The 19,345-nt window shown below is 72.7% G+C and carries 12 protein-coding genes, 1 tRNA gene and 1 pseudogene; 11 read left to right on the forward strand and 3 right to left on the reverse strand.

Annotated features, from left to right (window positions below; all coding sequences use genetic code 11):
- Positions 1 to 9 precede the first annotated feature (9 nt).
- Positions 10 to 1,524 (forward strand): long-chain-fatty-acid--CoA ligase, encoded by a 1,515-nt coding sequence (locus VGI02_RS24445; RefSeq protein WP_331631801.1) that lies wholly within the window; start codon positions 10 to 12, stop codon positions 1,522 to 1,524.
- 97 nt (positions 1,525 to 1,621) lie between these two features.
- Here VGI02_RS24445 and VGI02_RS24450 read toward each other — a convergent pair.
- Positions 1,622 to 1,695: transfer RNA gene (locus VGI02_RS24450), tRNA-Gly, on the reverse strand.
- Positions 1,696 to 1,963: 268 nt separating this feature from the next.
- On the opposite strand from VGI02_RS24450, the gene VGI02_RS24455 reads away from it, so the two are divergent.
- Positions 1,964 to 2,608 carry a hypothetical protein gene (locus VGI02_RS24455; RefSeq protein ID WP_331631804.1) on the forward strand — a complete coding sequence of 215 codons (645 nt, stop codon included), beginning with the start codon at positions 1,964 to 1,966 and terminating at the stop codon, positions 2,606 to 2,608.
- A gap of 245 nt (positions 2,609 to 2,853) precedes the next feature.
- Positions 2,854 to 4,569, forward strand: coding sequence for a GGDEF domain-containing protein (locus VGI02_RS24460; RefSeq protein ID WP_331631805.1), 1,716 nt, complete (start codon positions 2,854 to 2,856; stop codon positions 4,567 to 4,569).
- Positions 4,570 to 4,575: 6 nt separating this feature from the next.
- On the opposite strand, the gene dcd is transcribed toward VGI02_RS24460, so the two are convergent.
- Together dcd and VGI02_RS24470 are read right to left on the reverse strand one after the other, a co-directional pair.
- The gene (gene dcd / locus VGI02_RS24465; protein WP_331631808.1) at positions 4,576 to 5,148 is read right to left on the reverse strand and encodes a dCTP deaminase; all 573 of its coding nucleotides are present in this window, start codon (positions 5,146 to 5,148) and stop codon (positions 4,576 to 4,578) included.
- A 547-nt stretch (positions 5,149 to 5,695) separates the two neighbouring features.
- Positions 5,696 to 8,152 (reverse strand): annotated as a pseudogene (locus VGI02_RS24470) ((Fe-S)-binding protein); the annotation flags it as partial.
- A 431-nt stretch (positions 8,153 to 8,583) separates the two neighbouring features.
- Here VGI02_RS24470 and VGI02_RS24475 point away from each other — a divergent pair.
- The 8 genes from VGI02_RS24475 to grpE all read left to right on the forward strand — a co-directional run bounded on the left by VGI02_RS24475 (position 8,584) and on the right by grpE (position 19,253).
- On the forward strand, positions 8,584 to 8,898 hold the full coding sequence (locus VGI02_RS24475) for a hypothetical protein (protein WP_331631813.1): 315 nt from the start codon (positions 8,584 to 8,586) through the stop codon (positions 8,896 to 8,898).
- A gap of 5 nt (positions 8,899 to 8,903) precedes the next feature.
- The gene (locus tag VGI02_RS24480; RefSeq protein ID WP_331631815.1) at positions 8,904 to 9,701 is read left to right on the forward strand and encodes a hypothetical protein; all 798 of its coding nucleotides are present in this window, start codon (positions 8,904 to 8,906) and stop codon (positions 9,699 to 9,701) included.
- 262 nt (positions 9,702 to 9,963) lie between these two features.
- Positions 9,964 to 12,831: an ATP-binding protein gene (locus VGI02_RS24485; RefSeq protein WP_331631838.1), complete on the forward strand. Its 2,868-nt coding sequence runs from the start codon at positions 9,964 to 9,966 to the stop codon at positions 12,829 to 12,831.
- 194 nt (positions 12,832 to 13,025) lie between these two features.
- The gene (locus tag VGI02_RS24490) at positions 13,026 to 14,801 is read left to right on the forward strand and encodes an MFS transporter (protein ID WP_331631817.1); all 1,776 of its coding nucleotides are present in this window, start codon (positions 13,026 to 13,028) and stop codon (positions 14,799 to 14,801) included.
- Complete coding sequence (locus tag VGI02_RS24495) at positions 14,785 to 15,369, forward strand: hypothetical protein (RefSeq protein ID WP_331631819.1); 585 nt, start codon at positions 14,785 to 14,787, stop codon at positions 15,367 to 15,369. Before VGI02_RS24490 ends, VGI02_RS24495 begins: the two co-directional genes overlap by 17 nt.
- A 120-nt stretch (positions 15,370 to 15,489) precedes the next feature.
- Positions 15,490 to 16,497: a C40 family peptidase gene (locus VGI02_RS24500; protein WP_414638371.1), complete on the forward strand. Its 1,008-nt coding sequence runs from the start codon at positions 15,490 to 15,492 to the stop codon at positions 16,495 to 16,497.
- Positions 16,498 to 16,659: 162 nt separating this feature from the next.
- Positions 16,660 to 18,510, forward strand: a complete 1,851-nt coding sequence (gene dnaK / locus VGI02_RS24505) for a molecular chaperone DnaK (RefSeq protein ID WP_331631823.1) — start codon at positions 16,660 to 16,662, stop codon at positions 18,508 to 18,510.
- Positions 18,511 to 18,578: 68 nt separating this feature from the next.
- Positions 18,579 to 19,253, forward strand: coding sequence for a nucleotide exchange factor GrpE (gene grpE / locus VGI02_RS24510; RefSeq protein WP_414638372.1), 675 nt, complete (start codon positions 18,579 to 18,581; stop codon positions 19,251 to 19,253).
- The last annotated feature ends 92 nt before the right edge of the window (positions 19,254 to 19,345 follow it).

Genomic DNA, 19,345 nt, shown 5'->3' on the forward strand with positions numbered 1-19,345 from the left:
GCCCCAGCCATGAACCTCGCCGACATCCTGGCCACGACCGCCGCCACGTTCCCGGACCGGCCCGCGCTGCGCCTGGGCGACCAGGCCACCAGCTATCGCGAGCTCGACACCGCCGTGCGGGCCAGTGCCGCGTGGCTGCGCGCCCGCGACGTGGCCCCGGGCGAGCGGATCGCCCTGATCGCACCGAACGTCCCCGGGTTCGCGGTGCTCTTCCACGGCGCGCTCGCGGCCGGAGCCGTCGTCGTCCCGATGAACCCCCTGCTCACCGAGCGCGAGATCACCCACTACCTCGACGACGCCGAGGTGGCGCTGGTCCTCGTCGTCGACTCGGTGCCCGACGGCGGCGCCGCCGCCCACGCTGCCTCCGCCAGCAGCGGCGTCGATGTGGTCACGGTGTCCGCCACCGGTCTGCCGGAGGACGAACTCGCCGCTCTCACCCCGCTCGACGGCGCGGTGGAACGCGACGGCGAGGACCTCGCCGTGCTGCTCTACACGTCCGGGACCACGGGTGCGCCCAAAGGCGCCGAGCTGACCCACGGCAACCTGGCCACCAACGCCACCACCGTCGCCGAGACCCTGCTCGACCTCGGCCCCGACGACGTCGTCATGGGCTGCCTCCCCTTGTTCCACGTCTTCGGGCTGACCTGCGGGCTCAACGCGTCCCTGTTCACCGGCGCGTGCCTGGCCCTGCTCCCGCGCTTCGGGCCCTCCCGTGCGCTCGAGCTCGTCGCCGAGCACCGGGTGACCGTGTTCGAGGGCGTCCCCACGATGTACTCCGCGCTGCTGCACCACGGCGACGCTGATGGCTACGACACCACCAGCCTGCGCGCCTGCGTCTCCGGTGGCTCCGCCATGCCCGTCGAGGTCCTCACCGGCTTCGAGGAGAAGTTCGACGCGAAGGTCCTCGAGGGCTACGGCCTGTCCGAGACGTCCCCGGTCGTGAGCTTCAACCATCCTGACCGCCCCAGTCGGCCCGGCTCGATCGGTACCCCGATCCGTGGCGTCGAGGTCCGCGTCCTCGACGACACCGGAGAGCAGGTCCGCGACGGCGAGGTCGGCGAGGTCGCGGTCCGGGGCGAGGGCCTGATGCGCGGCTACTGGCGACGCCCCGAGGCCACCGCCGAGGCCGTCCCCGACGGCTGGTTCCGCACCGGCGACCTCGCCCGCCGCGACACCGACGGCTACCTCTGGATCGTCGACCGCAAGAAGCAGCTGATCATCCGCGGTGGCTACAACGTCTACCCGCGTGAGGTCGAGGAGGCGCTCTACGAGCACCCGGCCGTCGCCGAGGCCGCCGTCATCGGGGTTCCCCACCCGGCGCTCGGCGAGGAGGTCGCCGCCGCCATCGCGCTCGCCCCCGACGCCGAGGCCACCCCCGAGGAGCTCCGCGAGTTCGTCAAGCAACGCGTCGCGGCCTACAAGTACCCCCGGCACGTGTGGCTCGTCGAGGCCCTCCCCAAGGGACCCACCGGGAAGATCCTCCATCGCGAGGTCGAGGTCCCGTCGGACCTCGGACAGGGGTGAGCGCGGCCCCGACGCCTGAGCGCGACCGGGTCCGGAGACGACGGCGGCCCGCCTCCGGATGATCCGGTGACGGGCCTGCGAGCTGGGGAAATCCTGGTGGAGCGAGTGACGGGAATCGAACCCGCGTATTCAGCTTGGGAAGCTGATGTTCTACCATTGAACTACACTCGCCTGCTGCGCTGAACACGATACACGGGCAGCGCCGATCCCCGGCCGACCCCCTGTCCGCGGACGGACGGTCCCGCGCATACCGCAACGACATGGGTGTAACTCACTCGGATCACAGCATGGTCTCGGACTGATTGCCGACGCCTCGGTCACGGTGCGTGGAAACGATTGCGCCCAAGCGGTACTCCTGGAGCAATCGCCTGTCCCGCGGGGACGTTGTGGTGTGTGCTGTTGCCGAGGGTGCACGACCGTCGAGGGGGAGCAGGTGAACATGACTTTCCGTGATCACACGATCGAGGAGGGCGCCGGGGGCCCCGTCGCGGCCGTGCCGGATCTCCTGGTGGTCGTCGCCACCGCCGACGACGCGGCCGCGCTCGCGCCCCTCGGACGCCCGGTCCGCCCGGGTCAGGACGACGCGGACGGGCCGGTGCACCCGGTCCTGGTCGCCACCGGGCCCGAGCCGCTCGACGTGGACGCCGCCCTCGACGACCTGGACGCGCCCGCCGGGCGACTCCTCCTGCTCGACAGCCCCTGCGAGACCTGGGCGGAGGAGGCCGCGCGCATGGTCGTGCGTCTCGACGCGCTGCTCGCCGAGGAGCCGCCCGCGGGCGTCGTCGTCCGCGGGGGCACCGAAGCGGCCCTCGCGGCGGCCCGCAGCGCCCTGCGGCTGTGCGTCCCGGTGCTCCACCTCTCGGTCGAGCCCGACAGTGCCGAGCATGCCGCGACCCAGGCCGCGCTGGCCGAGCTGGTGGCCTGGCAGACCTCGCCGGCGGGCGGAATGCCGTACCCCACCGAGATCGATCTGCTGGTGCACCGCCTGCTCGAACCCCCGCCCCCGCACCGCCACCGGGCGGCCGATCCGACGGTCGTCCGGATGCCGTCCGGGCGGGGCTCGCGCTCGTCGATGACTGCCTGATTGCCAGGCCCTTTCGGCGCAGCCTGTTCGTCCGTCCGGCGCTATCCAGCGCGGTGGTCTCCCCTCACGCCCCGGGAAATCTGTGACCAATTCCCCGGAACGGCTAACGTCATGCGTCCGAGCGGTGATGTGCAGGGGGAGGGCTCCGGTCAGCGGACCGGGACCCGTGAGGGGCCGGACCCTCGGAGGGGTGTGGGCGGGTGAGACGGGCGCCGAGGTTGATCACCGAGGTCCAGCGTCTCGGTGTGACCGTGTCGGTGGCGGCACTCGTCATCGTGCTGCTCGTCGTCGCCCGGGTCCTCTTCAGCGCCGGGGTGACCGGACCCGCCCAGGACCGCCTGCAGGCGGGTCTCCTCGCCGTCGAGGACTCGAACCAGGCCATGCTCGAGATGGACTCGTCGCTGCGCGGATACCTCGCGACCGGTGACAAGTTCTTCGCCGACGAGGCCACGAGGTCGAGCCCGGCGCTGGCCGCCGCGGACACCCAGATGGTCAACCTGCTCGAGGAGCCGGCGCTGCGCCAGAGCGTGCTGGGGCTGCTGCTCGCCCAGCAGCGCTGGCGGACCGAGTGGGCCGATGTCGCCCGCCAGGTCCCGCCGCCCGGTGGTACCGAGGCGTTCCTGCTCCAGGGCAAGGCCCTGTTCCAGAGCTACCGGGACCGCAAGGACGACACGCGCGCGGCGACGCTCGTCGCCCTGGACGACACCGCGCGGCAGGCCACCTTCGCGCAATGGTCCGTCGCCGTCGTGCTCGTCCTCGTCGGGCTCGCGACGCTCGCGGTCGCGCTTCGTGGTCGGCGGCGTCTCGAGCGTCACGTCGTCGCCCCGGTCGAGGGCCTCCTCGCGTCGGTCCGGGGGATTTCCGAGGGACGGCTCTATCCGCCCGAGCCCGTGACGGGCTCGGCCGAGCTGGTGGCCCTGCGTGACGGTCTGGCCGACATGACGGTGGCCCTGCGCCACCAGCAGGAGGAGACGACCGCCCAGGCGGAGCGCCTCCAGGCCCAGACCGACCGGCTGCGGACCATTCTGATCATGACCCGCGAGATCGCGGGCTCGCTCAACACCCGATACGTCGTGGACTCCACGGTGCAGGCCGCCGTGGCGGTCACCGACGGCCGCGTGATGCTCTGGCTGCTCGACGAGGACGGCGCGGGCCTGGAGCTGGCCTACGACTCGGAGCGGGGCGCCGTCCCGCCGCTCGAGTGCCAGCGCAGCCTCGGGGTCGGTGTCGTCGGCCGGTCCGCCCGCTACGGGCAGATCTCGCGAGGAGACCCGGACACGGACGACGCGGCGTCGGTGGCGGTCCCGCTCGTCGTCGGCGCGCGGGTCATCGGCGTCCTCGAGTGCTTCGACGGGATCGAGGGCGAGGTGGGCGGGCAGGCCCTGTCCGCGGTCGAGATGCTGGCGACCCTCGCCGGCTCCTCGATCGAGGCGAGCCGCCTGCACGCCGCGACCGAGCGGCTCTCCCAGTACGACCCGCTCACCCAGCTCGCCAATCGCCGCAGGCTCGGCACCGATCTCGACAACGCCGTCGCGAACGCCAAGCGGCACGGCCACCCGATGTCGGTGATCATGCTCGACCTCGATCACTTCAAGGAGCTGAACGACCGCTACGGCCACCAGCAGGGCGACGTCGTCCTCCAGGAGGTCGCCAGCACCCTGCGTGCCTCGATGCGCGACGGCGAGACGGCCTACCGCTACGGCGGCGAGGAGTTCGCCATCCTCATCACCCAGGGCGGCCCGGACGACGCCGCCGCGCTCGCCGAGCGCCTCCGCGAGCGGGTCGAGGCGGACTTCAAGCGCGGTGGTCGCCAGCTCGTCACCGCGTCGTTCGGGATCGCGACGCTGCCCGAGCACGCGGGCGACGGCGAGGGACTCGTCTCCGAGGCCGACCGCGCGCTCTACTCCGCGAAGAACTCCGGCCGCAACCGCGTGCACCGCGCCGGCCAGCTGGTGGGCTGACGCCCGCTACAGGCCACGCCGGAAGTTGACGTACGAGCGCGACGGCGTCGGGCCCCGCTGGTCCTGATAGCGCGACCCGTAGACAGGGGAGCCGTACGGGTGCTCCGACGGCGAGGAGAGCCGGAACAGGCACAACTGGCCGACCTTCATGCCCGGCCACAGCCGGATCGGCAGATTCGCGACGTTGGAGAGCTCCAGCGTCACATGCCCGGAGAAGCCCGGGTCGATGAAGCCCGCCGTCGAGTGGGTGAGCAGGCCGAGGCGCCCGAGACTCGACTTGCCCTCGAGCCGCCCCGCCACGTCGTCGGGCAGTGTGATGACCTCGTAGGTCGAGCCCAGCACGAACTCGCCCGGGTGCAGCACGAACGCCTCGTCCGGCGCAGGCTCGACCATCCGCGTCAGGTCGTCCTGCTGCAACGCCGGGTCGATGTGGGTGTAGGCGTGGTTGTTGAACGTGCGGAAGTGCCGGTCCAGGCGCAGGTCCACGCTCGAGGGCTGCAGCAGCGTCTCGTCGAAGGGGTCGAGCGCGACGCGTCCGGCGGTGATCTCGGCGCGGATGTCGCGGTCGGAGAGCAGCACCCGCGCACACTATCGGCGCAGGCGACAGGCCGAGGGGCCGCCCACGGGCCCGCCGGATCTCCGCCCGTGCGGAGGCGCCCCGGGACGAGCGAAGGGCCCCTCCGGCCGGACAGACCGACCGGAGGGGCCCTGCGCTCGAGAACCGCGGCTACTCGCCCGGGTTCTTCACGTTCGCCGAGGTGGCGGAGGTCGACGGGTCGGTGTCACCGGGCCCGTCGGTCTCGGTCTCCGGGGCGGGATCCGACCCGCCCTCGGGGGCGGCGTCCGACCCGGCCCCGGAGGCGTCCGACCCCGCAGCCGTCTCGGAGTCGGTCTCCGGCACGGCAGCCGTCTCGGAGTCGGTCTTCGGGACCGCGGTGGTCTCGGCGTCGACCGGGGCGACGGCGGTGGTCTCGGCGTCGACGGACGACACGGCCGTGGTCTCGGCGTCGACCGGGGAGACGGCGGTGGTCTCCGCGTCGACCGACGACACGGCCGTGGTCTCCGCGTCGACCGAGGACACCGCCACCGTCTCGGCATCCGTCCCGGCGGCCGCCGCACCCGGTGCCGGCGTTCCGCGCTTGACGGCGGCCAGAAGCATCTGCGAGACGTCCATGACCTCGGTGTCGACGGCCTTGGCCTCGCTCTGGCGCTCGGTGAGGCCGTCGGTCAGCATGACGCGGCAGAACGGGCAACCGGTCGCGATGGTGTCGGTCTCGGTGGAGATGGCCTCGTCGACGCGCTCCATGTTGATGCGCTTGCCGATGTTCTCCTCCATCCACATCCGCGCACCACCCGCGCCGCAGCACAGCGCCCGGTCCGCGTGACGCGGCATCTCCTTGAGCACCGCGCCCGCCGCCTCCACCAGCTCGCGCGGCGGCGTGTAGACCTCGTTGTGCCGGCCCAGGTAGCAGGGGTCGTGGTAGGTCACCGTCTTCGGCCCGGCGGCTCCGCCGCCGTGCCCGTTCGAGGAGTTGGACGAGGACCCGTTCGACGACGACCCGGGAGCGGACGACCCGTTCGAGCCGGCGCCCTCGTTCTCCGCGAGCGCGACGGCGGCAGGCGCGGCCTGGTCGGCGCCCTCGCCCGACCCTTCCCGCCCGGCCGTCGAGTGCCCGTTCGCGGTGACGAGCGCGCGCTCGGTGCCGTCGTTCTGCGGACCGTGGTACTGCAGGTTCGTGGCCGGCCGGATGTCCAGCTTCGCGGCGGGAACCGGCGAGGGCTCGGGCGCGACCGGCACGAGCTTCTTCTCACGGACCAGCTGGTTGAGCAGCTGGGTGTGGTGGACGACCTCGTAGTGACCGTCGAGCTGCGGGTACTCACGCCCGAGGGTGTTCATGCAGTGCGGGCAGGTGGTGACGATCTTGCGCGTCCCCGGCTCGCGGCCCTCGAAGACGGTGTTGAGCATCTCCGCGGTCTGCTGGGCCATCATCTGGAAGAGGAACTCGTTGCCCGAGCGCCGCGCCGGGTCACCGGTGCAGCTCTCCTCCTTGCCGAGCACGACGTAGTCCACGCCCGCGATGTGCAGCAGCTCGGCGGTGGCGCGCACCGTCTTCTTCGCGTTGTCGTCGAACGCACCCGCGCAGCCGATGAAGAAGAGGTACTCGGTCTCGGGCGAGAGCTCGCCGTCGAACTCGGGCACGTCGAAGGGCAGGTCCTTCGCCCAGTCCATGCGCGAGGAGTTGTTCTGGCCCCAGGGGTTGCCCTTGTTCTCCAGGTTGCGGAAGAGCACCCCGAGCTCACCGGGGAACTCCGACTCGATCATGACCTGGTTACGGCGCATGTCGACGATGTGGTCGACGTGCTCGATGTCCACCGGGCACTGCTCGACGCAGGCGCCGCAGGTGGTGCAGGCCCAGAGGACCTCGGGGTCGATGACCCCGAGCTGCTGGGCGGTGCCGACGAGCGGGCGGACGGCCTGGGCGTCGTCGGAGCCGGTGTGGCGCTCGTAGCCGGACTCCGGGACTCCGTGACCGTTGCCGCCGGCGCCCAGGAGGTCCACCGACCCGTGGTCGGGCATCTCCTTGCCGCCGATCAGGTACGGCGCCTTCGCGAGCATGTGGTCGCGGAGGTCCATGATCAGCAGCTTCGGCGAGAGCGGCTTGCCTGTGTTCCACGCGGGGCACTGCGACTGGCAGCGGCCGCACTCGGTGCACGTCTCGAAGTCGAGCATGCCCTTCCACGTGAAGTCCTCGATCTTGCCGCGGCCGAACGAGGCGTCCTCCGGCGGATCCTCGAAGTCGATCGGCCTGCCCTCGTGCTCGAGGGGCTGCAGCGGACCGAGGGCCTTGGGCAGCCGCTTCGCGGCGACGTTGATCGGGGCGATGAAGATGTGCAGGTGCTTCGAGTAGAGCACCTGGACGAGGAAGACCAGCGCCACACCGATGTGGAGCAGCAGGAAGATCGTCTCGAGGACGAACAGCGTCGTCGGGGAGAGCCCCGTGAAGAGCTGACCGACCGCGATCGAGACCCAGGCGCCCGAGGTGTAGGGCAGGTTGCCTGCCGCGGACTCCACGCCCCGGAAGACGAAGAGCGTCCAGACGACGTTGAAGATGAGGAACAGCACGATCCACGCACCGCTGGAGTGCGAGCCGTAGAACCGGGAGGAGCGCTGCTTGCGCTCCGGGTCCTGGCGCACGCGCATGACCGCGAACGTGATGATCGAGATCAGGACCATCACGGCGATGAAGTCCTGCAGGAAACCCAGGATCGGGGAGTGGCCGATGCCGGGGATCGCGAAGTCGTCCACGAACAGTGCGCCGTAGGCCTCGATGTAGACCGTCAGCAGGATGATGAAGCCCCACATCGTGAAGAGGTGGGCGAGACCCGGGATCGACCAGCGCAGCAGCTTGCGCTGACCGAAGACCTCGACGAACTGTGCGCGCACACGGCCGCCGAGCCCGTCGGCGCGCTTCGCGTCGGGCTGGCCCGAGCGGATGAGCGTGAAGAGCCACCACGCCCGGCGGGCGGCGACGACTCCCACGGCCACCGTGAGGGCGAGGCCCAGGATCAATCGGACGAGCACTGTTCGACCTCCCAGCGGACCCCTGCCCGGGCGGCACGGGTCGAGAACCGTCGTTCGGCGCACTGTATCGGCTGGTCCGGGCGGCGGCCCGCCGAGGGCAATGAGAACCTACTCACCAGTAACCCGAAGTCTGCGCGAACGGGTGCACTCGACCCCCGGTGACCGCTCGATGTCACTCCGTGGTGAGCGGATGCGGCGACCGGCGCAGTCCCGTGGGCGCGCGTCCCCCCACTGCGGCGGTGTTCGGGCCACCATGAGTCGTGGTCGGGGACGACGGAGCAGAACGCATGGCACACGGTGACCGTCCGTGTGGCAGTCCGTCGCGCGCCGCAACGGCGGGGGGTGGTCAGGTCCGGCGGCCGCCGTGTTTACTCGACCGGTCGAGAACGGCCGAGGACAGCGCCATCGAACGTCCGGGGAGGACCACCGCCATGACCGTCACGACCCTCGGTGCTGCGGTGGTCGGCTCGGGCCTCCCGATCGCCGACCTGCACTCCTTCGGGTCGGCCGTGGTGGCGCAGGGCCTCGGGACGAACGGCCTGCAGGGCTGGATCCGCGACAACATCGTCCCGCTGCTGCTTCTCGGTATCGCCGTCATCATGCTGTGGATCGGCGGCCGTGGTGACAACGCCGGGGTCGCCCGCCGGGGGGTCGGCCTGCTCGTGGGCCTGGTCGCGCTCGGCATCGCGGTCTCGGGCAACGGGCCTGCGGTCGGTCAGTTCCTGGCCCAGCTGATCACGGGGTGACGCGGGTGCAGATCCGCACCGACGACGACGTGTACCGGGTCGACGCCGTCTGGCTCGGCCCGCCCCGGGCGACGTTCCCGTGGCGCGCCCGCTACTCGAGCTACGGCGTCGGGCTGATCGTGATGGTCGCCGTGATGTTCTTCCAGCGTCGGCTCGGCATTCCCATCGGCTTCTTCTCGGTGGCCTGGGCCCTGCTCATCACGGTCGTCGTCGTCCGCTTCGTCGCGAAGCGGATCGACGAGGACCGGCCGCTGCTGGAGTGGCTCACCCTCTTCGTCCACGAACTGCGCGGACCCCGCAGGCGTACCCGCGGGGAGGGCAGCACCGTCGGCACCGGCCACGTCGCGATCGAGTCGGCCCGCCCGCAGCGGGCGCTGCCCGCCGGGCACACCGACCCGCGGGCCGCGGTGGCCACGGTGTCCGACCGGTCCGGGGGCACGGGCGCCCGCCGGGTCCCCGACGACGAGGACCGCACCCGCCGTCGCCGTCGGCCGTCCCGCCGTTCCTGGACGACGCGCGGCGACCGGGCCGCCCCACCGCAGGCATCGGGGCCGTCGCCGTCGGCGGGGTCCCGGGAGACCACGACCACCGCCGGGGACGACGACGGCGTGCTGCACGTCACCGCCCGGCGCGCCGACCGGTCACCCGCGTCCCGGGCGCGCCGACCGCGCACACGGCCCACCGGCGGACCCCGCCGGTTCGGCCCGAGCGCCCGGGCCACGACCGAGGGCTCCGACGGACCCGCACCGGACGGGTCGCGACACGACGAGGAGGGCGACGGTGCTGCGCCGGCGCGGTCCTGAGACGGGCCGGGGCCGTCGCTCGTCGTGGTCGGACCCCTGGCCCGACGCGCGCGACGCCGAGCCCGAGGCGACCACGGGATGGGGCTCGTACCCGGCCGGCTACGCGCCGACGCCCGCGGAGGTCGTCCCCGTCGAGCGCCGGGACGTCCCGGAGGACCCCGGCCCGGCGACCGACGACGACCTGCTCGGGAGCTTCGGCGACGACGCAGGCGAGTCGTGGGACGAGCCGGAACCGCCCGGAGACGACACGCCTCCGTCGGCACTGCGCACCGCAGGCTCCCGCCGGCGTCGGGGCCGGGCGCGCGCCGGGGCGGCCGCGGCGCCGACCTACCGTTCCGCCATCGCGCTGCGCTCCATCGACGGCAACATCGCGCGCACCGGCTCGGCGGTCACCGCGTGGTACCGGCTCGCGCCACAGCCGTGGAGCTTCCGGTCGGACTCCCAGCGCGAGGCGCTCATCCGGCGTATCGCCAACCAGCTCGGCGAGCTGCAGGGCCGCTGGTGCCACCTGCGCGTGACCACCCGCCCGTTCCCGGTCGCGGGCTGGGCGGAGGCCTTCGACCGCAACTCGCCCGGCCGCCCGCCCGACGTCGGGGACGCCCTCGGGTGGGAGGACTTCCTCACCGGCGAGCAGCAGCACCTCATGGGCCTGTCGATGGCCGACAAGGAGGTGTTCCTCGGCGTCGAGGTGTCCGGCCGCTCGGTCGTGGACCGCTGGCTCGAGACCGCGGCCCCCGTCCTGCACCGGGTCCTCCCGTCGGCCGCCAACGCCGAACTCACCGCGCTCGAGACCGAGATCGCGCACGTCGACGCGCTGGTGTCGGGCCCGGGGCTCGACGGGGTCCCCTGCAGTGCCGAGGACATGGCCTGGCTCATGCACCGCTCCTGCGCGCTGGGACTGCCCGCGCCGCGGTCGGTGCACGCCGAGCCCGGCGTCGCGTGGGAGGCCGAGGACCTCGCCGCGTTCACCGACGGCGTCGCCATGCACCAGGAGCCCTACGCGCCCACCGTCACCGTCGCGGGCAGGCACGGTCTGCAGCCGGTCTCGCGGCACGTGGCCGTGCTCTCGGTCGGGCTGATGGACTCGCTGCGCATCCCCGAGGCCGACGACCCGTGGATGCAGCGCAGCGACCGTCTGCCCTTCCCCGTGGAGTGGTCCGCGCGGATCTACGTGCGCCGGCCCGAGGAGGTCTCGGGCGAGCTGCAGCGTCAGATGGGCAAGGTCCGCAGCCAGATCCGGCACTACACCCACGACCACGACCTCGACCCGCCGATGTCGCTGGAGCGCCAGGCCGACCGGGTGCTGCAGATCGAGGACGAGCTCTCCGGCGGGCTCACCCAGCTCAACACCCGGGTGTACGGCTGGTGGCGGGTCGCGGTGTCCGGCCGGGACGAGTCCGAGGCCCTCACCCGCGCGCAGCAGGTCCTCGACCTCTATCGGCCCCGCGTGGCCCTCGAGCACCCCGAGGCGCAGTACGCCTACGCGCGCGAGTTCATCCCCGGCGAGCCGCTGGCCTCCACCGCCTACCGGCGGCGCGGCTCGGTGACCTGGGTGGCCGCGGGCGTGCCCGCCGCCTCGGCCTCGGTAGGCGACCGGCGCGGGGTCCTGCTCGGCGAGACCTGCACCGCGACGCGGCGCCCGGTCGCCTGGGACCCGTGGATGGCGCAGGAGGTCCGTCGGGCCTCGGGCCTCACCGCCGTCGTCGGCGGCCTGGGCTCGGGGAAGTCGTTCCTGACCGGACTGATGGTCTACAAGACGCTGCGGGCCGGGGCGCGGTGGACGGTGCTCGACCCGTCCGGTCCGCTCGCCGCCCTGACGCGGCTGCCCGAGCTCGCCCCGTTCTCCCGGCACATCCACCTGCTCGGTGCCGATCCCGGCATCCTCAACCCCTACCGGGTCGTCGCCGAGCCGCGCCGCGACCACTTCCTCGACGAGCCCGACCCGGAGAAGGCGTGGCGCCGCGAGCGCTCGCTCGCCGCCGCCACCCGCCGCAGGCTCGTGCTCGACGTGCTCACCGGCCTGCTGCCCTACGACGTGGCGCGCATGCCCCACACCCGGATCGTCCTGCTGCGCGCCGTCCGCGAGGTCGGGGGTGGCCAGCACCGCGACCCGGGCCAGGTCATCTCGACCCTGCGCAGGCACGCGCGGGAGGGCGAGGAGCACGCCGACGTGGTCGCGGACTTCCTCGAGGAGCGTCGCGAGCTGCCGCAGGCCGCCCTGCTCTTCCCCGAGCACACCGTCGACCCGGCGGACCCGCGCGGTCCCGACGAGGGGGCGGGTGGCAGGGCGACCGGCGACCCCTCGATCCTGGACGAGGAGGAGTACCGGCTCACCGTCCTGACGATGCAGGGCATGTCGCTGCCGCGCCCCGGCAGCCCGCGCGAGGAGTGGACCGACGGCGAGTCGCTGGCCGTCGAGCTGCTCAACCTCGCCTCCTGGCTGACCCAGCGGACCGTGTACACCGCCGACCGGGACCTGCGGAAGGGCGTCGCCCTCGACGAGACACACTTCCTGTCCCAGATCCCCACCGGCAAGGTGCTGATCGACCGGCTCGCGCGCGACTCCCGCAAGTTCAACGTCCGTGCGCTGTTCGCCTCGCAGCTCGCCGGCGACCTGCTGCGGGTGCCCGGGTTCGCGTCGCTGGTGGACGCGGTCTTCGTCGGGCGCACCGACGACAGCGAGGCGCAGGCCGAGGCGCTGCGGCTGCTGCGGGTCCCGACCGACGTCGGGTACGAGGAGATGCTCGGCACCCTCTCGCCCCGGCCGACGTCGGGCCGTTCCCTCGGCGAGCACGACGAGAACCCGGACGACACCCCCCGACAGTTCGTCTTCTCCGACGGGCACGGCGGCGTCGAGAAGATCCGCGTCGACCTCGAGGGCCCGCACCTCTCGCACCTGCGCACGGCGCTGGACACCAACCCCGACGCGCGCCGCGCCCACCTGCCCACGACACCGCACCGCACCGCACCGCAGACCCGGGAGCCCGGAGACCAGGACCCGGGCCACGGCACCGGAACGCCCGACCGTCCCGACCCGCCGTTCGGTCCCGCGGCCACCGACGACACGGACGACTCCGACGACGGCGTCCCGGCGGCCCGGGGACCCGGCCGGGGTGGAGGCGACGGGTGATCGTCGTCGTCGGCATCCTCGTCGCGGCACTCGTCATCGGCTGGCGGCGGGGATCCCGACGGTCCCGCCGTGCCGGCAATGGCCCCCTATCGGCGTGCTCCCCTCCCTCTGACGAGCGCACGACGCCATCCACTCGTTCGCGGCGCCGGCTCCGGCTGCCCCGCACGCGGCGCGCCCGCGCGCTCCTGGTCATCGTGTCGCTGGTCGGGGGCCTCGTCCTCGTCGGCGGCACGGCCTCGGCGCAGGCGTTCGACTGCAAGGCCCCACCCGACCCCGACCGGCCGGCCACGGGCCTCGTCGGGTCGCTCGACCCCGCCCCGATCGGCGTCGGCGCGCCGGGCAGCGTGTACGACGAGGTCGGCTACGCCGGGCAGGTCTGGTGGACCTACGACCTGGGGTGCGGTCCGGGCGGGGCCCGGGATCCGGCCGCCTCGACCGACACCTGGCTGGGCAACCAGGTGTTCGACGTCGCCAAGCTGATCGTCGGCGGGGTCAACTGGGCGCACTACCTGATCGCCCGCGGGTCGAGCCTGCTCACACCCCTGGACGCGGTGATCCAGACCGGGACCCGGGCGATGTACGAGGCGGTCTTCACCACCTGGGTGGGGGTGGCGCTGGCTGCGCTCGCGGCGATCCTGCTGGTGCTGGCCATGCGCGGCGAGCTCTCGCAGCAGGCGCGGCGGGGGTTCGTCGCGGTCCTCGCGCTGGGCCTGGCCGCGGCGGCGTACGCGGCGCCGATCCAGTGGTCGCGCGCCCTCGACGGGGTGCTCCTCGACGGGGTCACCGCCATGCAGCAGGGATTCCTGCGCCAGGTCGGCGTCGGGGATCAGAACACCCTCCCCACCGTGCTCACCGATCAGATCGTCTACTCGAACTGGCTGCGCGGCGAGTTCGGGTCCGCCGACGTGCCCCAGGCGCGGGACCTCGGCAGGCCGTTGCTGCAGGCGCAGACGTTCACCAAGGTCGAGGTCGCGACCGGCCAGGACGGCCAGGCCCAGGCCGACGCCAAGAAGCAGCAGTTCACCGACGTCGCGAACAAGGTCGGTGACCGCTACTCCTACTTCCAGGGGCGTTCCGGCTCGCGGGTCGGTGCCGGGGCGCTCGCGCTGATCCAGGCCGCCTGCATCGCGCTGTTCCAGCTGATGAGCAAGGTGCTCGTGCTGGTGTCGATGCTCATGATCAGGCTGCTCGTGATGGTGGCGCCCGCCCTCGCGGTGGTGGCGCTGCTCAAGCCCGAGGTGCTGCCCGCGATGCTGCGGATCGGCGGCGCGGCGCTGGTCAACACACTGCTCGTCGGCGCTCTGGCCGGGCTGCACTCGCTACTGGTGATCTCGCTCTTCCGCCCCGGCTCGGGGGTCGACACGTGGCTCGCGCTGCTGGTCACCGGCGTCGTCACGGTGATCCTCTGGGCGGTGTCGCGACCGTTCCGCCGGCTGACCTCCATGGTCAGCCTCACCCGCGAGCAGGTCGGCGGCTTCTTCCCGGCCTCGGGTACCGGGGCGCTGGGCCGTGCGGTCGGGCGGATGCGCGGCGCCGATCCCCACGAGGAGTCCTGGTGGGGCGAGCGCGTCGAGCGCCGCCGCGGCGGGTCGATGCTGCGTCCGGAGGAGTCCGGGGGCGACGAGGCGGTGCGCGCCCGCTCCGGCCGGGCCGTGCACGTCGACTCCGAGATCGTGCGTCCGACCACGGGCTCGCCGGGCTCGTCGGGACCGAGGGACGGCGTGCCCCACCGCGAGATCGACGCCTCCCGCCCGGCCCTGCCCCGTGCCGCGCCGCGCGTCCCCGAGGTCGACGGCGCCCCCTCGCAGCGCCTCTACCGCCCCGCGCGCCGGCCGGGCGTCGACGGACGGCCGGAACAGGTCGTCGAGGGGCGGGTGCTCGACAGCCGCGTGGACCAGGGATCGGCCTCCGACCGCTCCGGCCCGGCCGTGACGCCGACCCCGGGAGCCCCGCGTGCCGATCCGGACTAGGCGCGGCCGGTCGTCGGCCTACCGCGGCCTGTGGGAGTGGCCGCTGCACTCGCCGGTCCGGTTCCTGGTCGTCCTCGTGCTCCTCGCGGTGGTCGTCGGGGGGGTCGCGTACCTCGGGAGCTGGGCCTCGTCGGGTCCGGGCCGCTCGCGCGGCGCCCTCGCCCCGGTCCCCGACGTCCCGACGGTGACCGCGGTCCCGAGCGTGCCGACCGCGCCCCCGCCGGAGCTCACCCCGACCACCCTGCCGCTCTCGGCCGCCCCGCCCGCGGCACTCGGCGTCGCGCAGCGCTGGGCCACGGCCTGGGCCGACCACCCCGCCGGGACGACCGGCGCCCAGTGGAGCGACCGGTTGCGGCCCTACACCACCGACGAGTACCTGCCGGTCCTCGCGTCGGTCGACCCGGGCAACATCCCGTCCTCGCGGGTCACCGGATCACCCCGGGCGGTCGAGGTGCGCCCGGACTCGGTGCGCGTCCAGGTCCCCACCGACGCCGTGACCCTGCAGCTCCTGCTCGTCCAGATCGGGGCGGGCGACTGGCGCGTCGCGGGCTACGACCGGGCGTCGTGAGGACGCCTCGTGTCCACCCAGGTCCGTCCGCCCCGCCGTGACGGTCCGCCGCGCCGCCGGCCGGACGGGTCGGGCCCGTTCCCCCTGCGCATCCCGCGTCTCCCCTCGCGACTGCGGTTCCTGCGGCTGCTGATCCCCGTCGGGGTGCTCGCGCTCGGCCTGGTGGTGGTGCTGCTCGGCGGGCTGCTCGTCGTCGGTCAGTTCACGGTCGGCGGCGACCAGCAGGCGGCCGGGACGTGCGACGCGGGCGCCGACCGGTCCGCCGTCGGGGTCCCCCGGACCGCCGCCGACCTGCAACCGGTCCAGCGCCAGGCCGCCGCGACGATCGTCGGGGCGGCCAAGGGCATGGCGGCCCCGCCGCGGGCGTGGATCGTCGCGCTCGCCACGGCCATGCAGGAGTCCCGGATGGGGACGGCGGGCATGGACGTCGCGGTCGACCACGACTCGCTGGGACTGTTCCAGCAGCGGCCCAGCCAGGGATGGGGTACCGCCGACGAGATCCGTGACCCCGTCTACTCGACCCGCACCTTCCTGTCCCGCCTGCTCGCCATCCCGGACTGGCAGGACATGCCGATCACCCTGGCCGCCCAGACCGTCCAGCGCTCGGCGTTCCCCGGCGCCTACGCCAAATGGGAGCCGCTGGCGGCGAGCCTGGTCGGTGACCTCGCGGGAGTGACGAGCGCGATCCGGCCGTGCGCCGAGGGCCCGGCCGCCGGGATCGCCACGACCCTGCCGCCGGGCGTCGCCAAGACCGCCATCGACTTCGCGGTCGCCGCGAGCGGCAAGCCCTACGTGTGGGGCGCGACCGGCCCGTCGAGCTACGACTGCTCGGGCCTGATGCTCCGCGCCTTCCAGGCCGCCGGCGTGGTGCTGCCGCGCGTGTCCCAGGACCAGTACGGGGCGGGCGCCCACGTGCCCGTGGCGCAGGCCCAGCCCGGGGACCTGCTGTTCTGGGCGTACGACTCGTCCGATCCGAACACGATCCACCACGTCGCGCTCTACCTGGGCGACGGGAAGATCATGGAGGCGCAGCAGACCGGGGTGCCCCTCGCGGTGCGGCCGGTGAAGCTCCCCGAGAAGGGCATGGTTCCGCTCGCGACGCGTCCGGGTACCGCGCCGCCGGTGTGATCTCCGCCGGGTGGGAACACGGTGGGCACCGCTCTCGTTGGGGGTACCGAGAGCAAGTTGAGCCTCCGTGACTCACACTCGGGTCGCACCGGACTCACCGGGATCGCTAGACTTGAGTGCAACGGGCTCACACCGAACCTTTGTTGAGAGGAGTCATCTCCCATGGCGCGAGCGGTCGGCATCGACCTCGGCACCACCAACTCCGTCGTCGCCGTCCTGGAGGGCGGCGAGCCGACGGTCATCGCCAACTCGGAGGGCAGCCGCACCACCCCCTCGGTGGTCGCGTTCGCCCGCAACGGGGACGTGCTGGTCGGCCAGTCGGCCAAGAACCAGGCCGTCACCAACGTGGACCGCACGATCCGTTCGGTGAAGCGGCACATGGGCACCGACTGGTCCACCGAGATCGACGACAAGAAGTACACCGCGCAGGAGATCAGCGCCCGCACGCTGATGAAGCTCAAGCGCGACGCCGAGTCCTACCTCGGCGAGGAGGTCACCGACGCGGTGATCACCGTCCCGGCCTACTTCGAGGACGCGCAGCGCCAGGCCACCAAGGAGGCCGGCCAGATCGCGGGCCTCAACGTGCTGCGCATCGTCAACGAGCCCACCGCGGCCGCCCTCGCCTACGGGTTGGAGAAGGGCGAGAGCGAGCAGACGATCCTCGTCTTCGACCTCGGCGGCGGCACGTTCGACGTCTCGCTGCTCGACATCGGCGACGGCGTCGTCGAGGTGCGCGCCACCAACGGCGACAACAACCTCGGTGGCGACGACTGGGACGAGAAGATCATCGGCTGGTTGGTCGACAAGTTCAAGAGCTCGCAGGGCATCGACCTGTCCAAGGACAAGATGGCGATGCAGCGTCTCCGCGAGGCCGCGGAGAAGGCGAAGATCGAGCTGTCCAGCTCGTCGTCCACGAGCATCAACCTGCCCTACATCACGGTCGACTCCGACAAGAACCCGCTGTTCCTCGACGAGACGCTCTCGCGCTCGGAGTTCCAGCGGATCACGTCCGACCTGCTCGAGCGCTGCCGTAAGCCGTTCAACCAGGTCATCAAGGACGCGGGCATCTCGGTCGGCCAGATCAGCCACGTGGTCATGGTCGGTGGTTCCACCCGCATGCCCGCCGTGACCGAGCTGGTCAAGGAGCTCCTCGGCGGGAAGGAGCCCAACAAGGGGGTCAACCCGGACGAGGTCGTCGCCGTCGGCGCCACCCTCCAGGCCGGCGTGCTGCGCGGTGACGTCAAGGACGTCCTGCTGCTCGACGTCACCCCGCTCTCCCTCGGCATCGAGACCAAGGGCGGCGTGATGACGAAGCTGATCGAGAAGAACACGACCATCCCCACCAAGAAGTCCGAGGTCTTCACGACGGCGGAGAACAACCAGCCCTCGGTGCAGATCCAGGTCTTCCAGGGTGAGCGTGAGATCGCGGCCTACAACAAGAAGCTCGGCATGTTCGAGCTGACCGGCCTGCCGCCCGCCCCGCAGGGCGTGCCGCAGATCGAGGTCACCTTCGACATCGACGCGAACGGCATCGTCAACGTGTCGGCGGTCGACAAGGGCACCGGCAAGTCGCAGGCCATGACGATCACCGGCGGGTCGGCCCTGTCCAAGGACGAGATCGACCGGATGGTCTCGGACGCCGAGGCCCACGCCGACGAGGACCGTCAGCGCCGCGAGGAGGCCGAGACCCGCAACCAGGCGGAGTCGCTGGTCCACCAGACCGAGAAGGTCCTCTCGGAGAACGGCGACAAGGTCCCGTCCGAGGTCAAGGACAAGGTCCAGGGCTCGCTCGACGACCTCAAGAAGGCGCTCGAGGGCGACGACACCGACGCCGTGAAGTCCGCGGTCGAGAAGCTCGCCACCGACTCCCAGGAGCTCGGCCAAGCGATCTACTCGCAGCAGGACGGCGGCGACGCCACCGATGCCGCGGGCGCGGCCGACGGTTCCTCCGGCTCCGCCGGTGACGACGACGTGGTCGACGCCGAGATCGTCGACGACGACAAGAAGCAGTGACCGGACCGGACACCGGCGCCGCGCCCGGCCCCACGGCCGGGCGCGGCGGACCCGAGGAGGAGGTCACCGTGCAGGACCCGACCCAGGTCCACCGGGACGAGTCGGTGCAGGAGCCGCAGAACGGGGCTGCGCCGGAGGGCGTGACCGTCGAGGGTGCGCCCGCGGACGGGGACCAGGTCCCCGACGCCGCCGTCGGCGGGATGCCGACGACGGGGACGGGCGGCGACGCCGGAGCCGAGGCTCCGTCGGACCTGCCCGACCCCGAGCTCACCCGGCTGCGCACCGAGCTCGACGAACGCACCGCCGACCTCAAGCGCGTGTCGGCGGAGTACACGAACTACCGGCGCCGGGTGGAGCGTGACCGTGAGGCCACGATCACCGGTGCCAAGGCCCAGGTGGCCGGCGAGCTGCTCACCGTGCTCGACGACGTCGAGCGGGCGGGTGCCCACGGCGACCTGACCGGCCCGTTCAAGGTGGTGGCCGACCGGCTCACCGAGACCCTGACGCGGGCCGGGCTGGCCGGCTTCGGCGAGGTGGGCGACGCGTTCGACCCATCGGTGCACGAGGCGGTCGCCCACGGCACGTCGGCGGAGGTGGACGGTCCGACCGTCACCACCGTGATGCGCCGGGGCTACCGATTCGGTGAGAAGGTCCTCCGGCCTGCCATGGTGGAGGTCACCGACCACGATCCGGACGCGGTGCCCGCGGGCAGCGGGTCCGCGGGCGGCGGCGAGTCGGCCTGACGGTCGCTGTGCCGGACCCTTTCCGGGCGAGGATCGGAACTGACGAGAGTGCCCGCGCGCACGCCGGGCTCGCGGGAGGGAGGACGAACCCA

Origin of the sequence: Actinomycetospora sp., assembly GCF_036497245.1 — a bacterium.
Lineage (GTDB): Bacteria > Actinomycetota > Actinomycetes > Mycobacteriales > Pseudonocardiaceae > Actinomycetospora.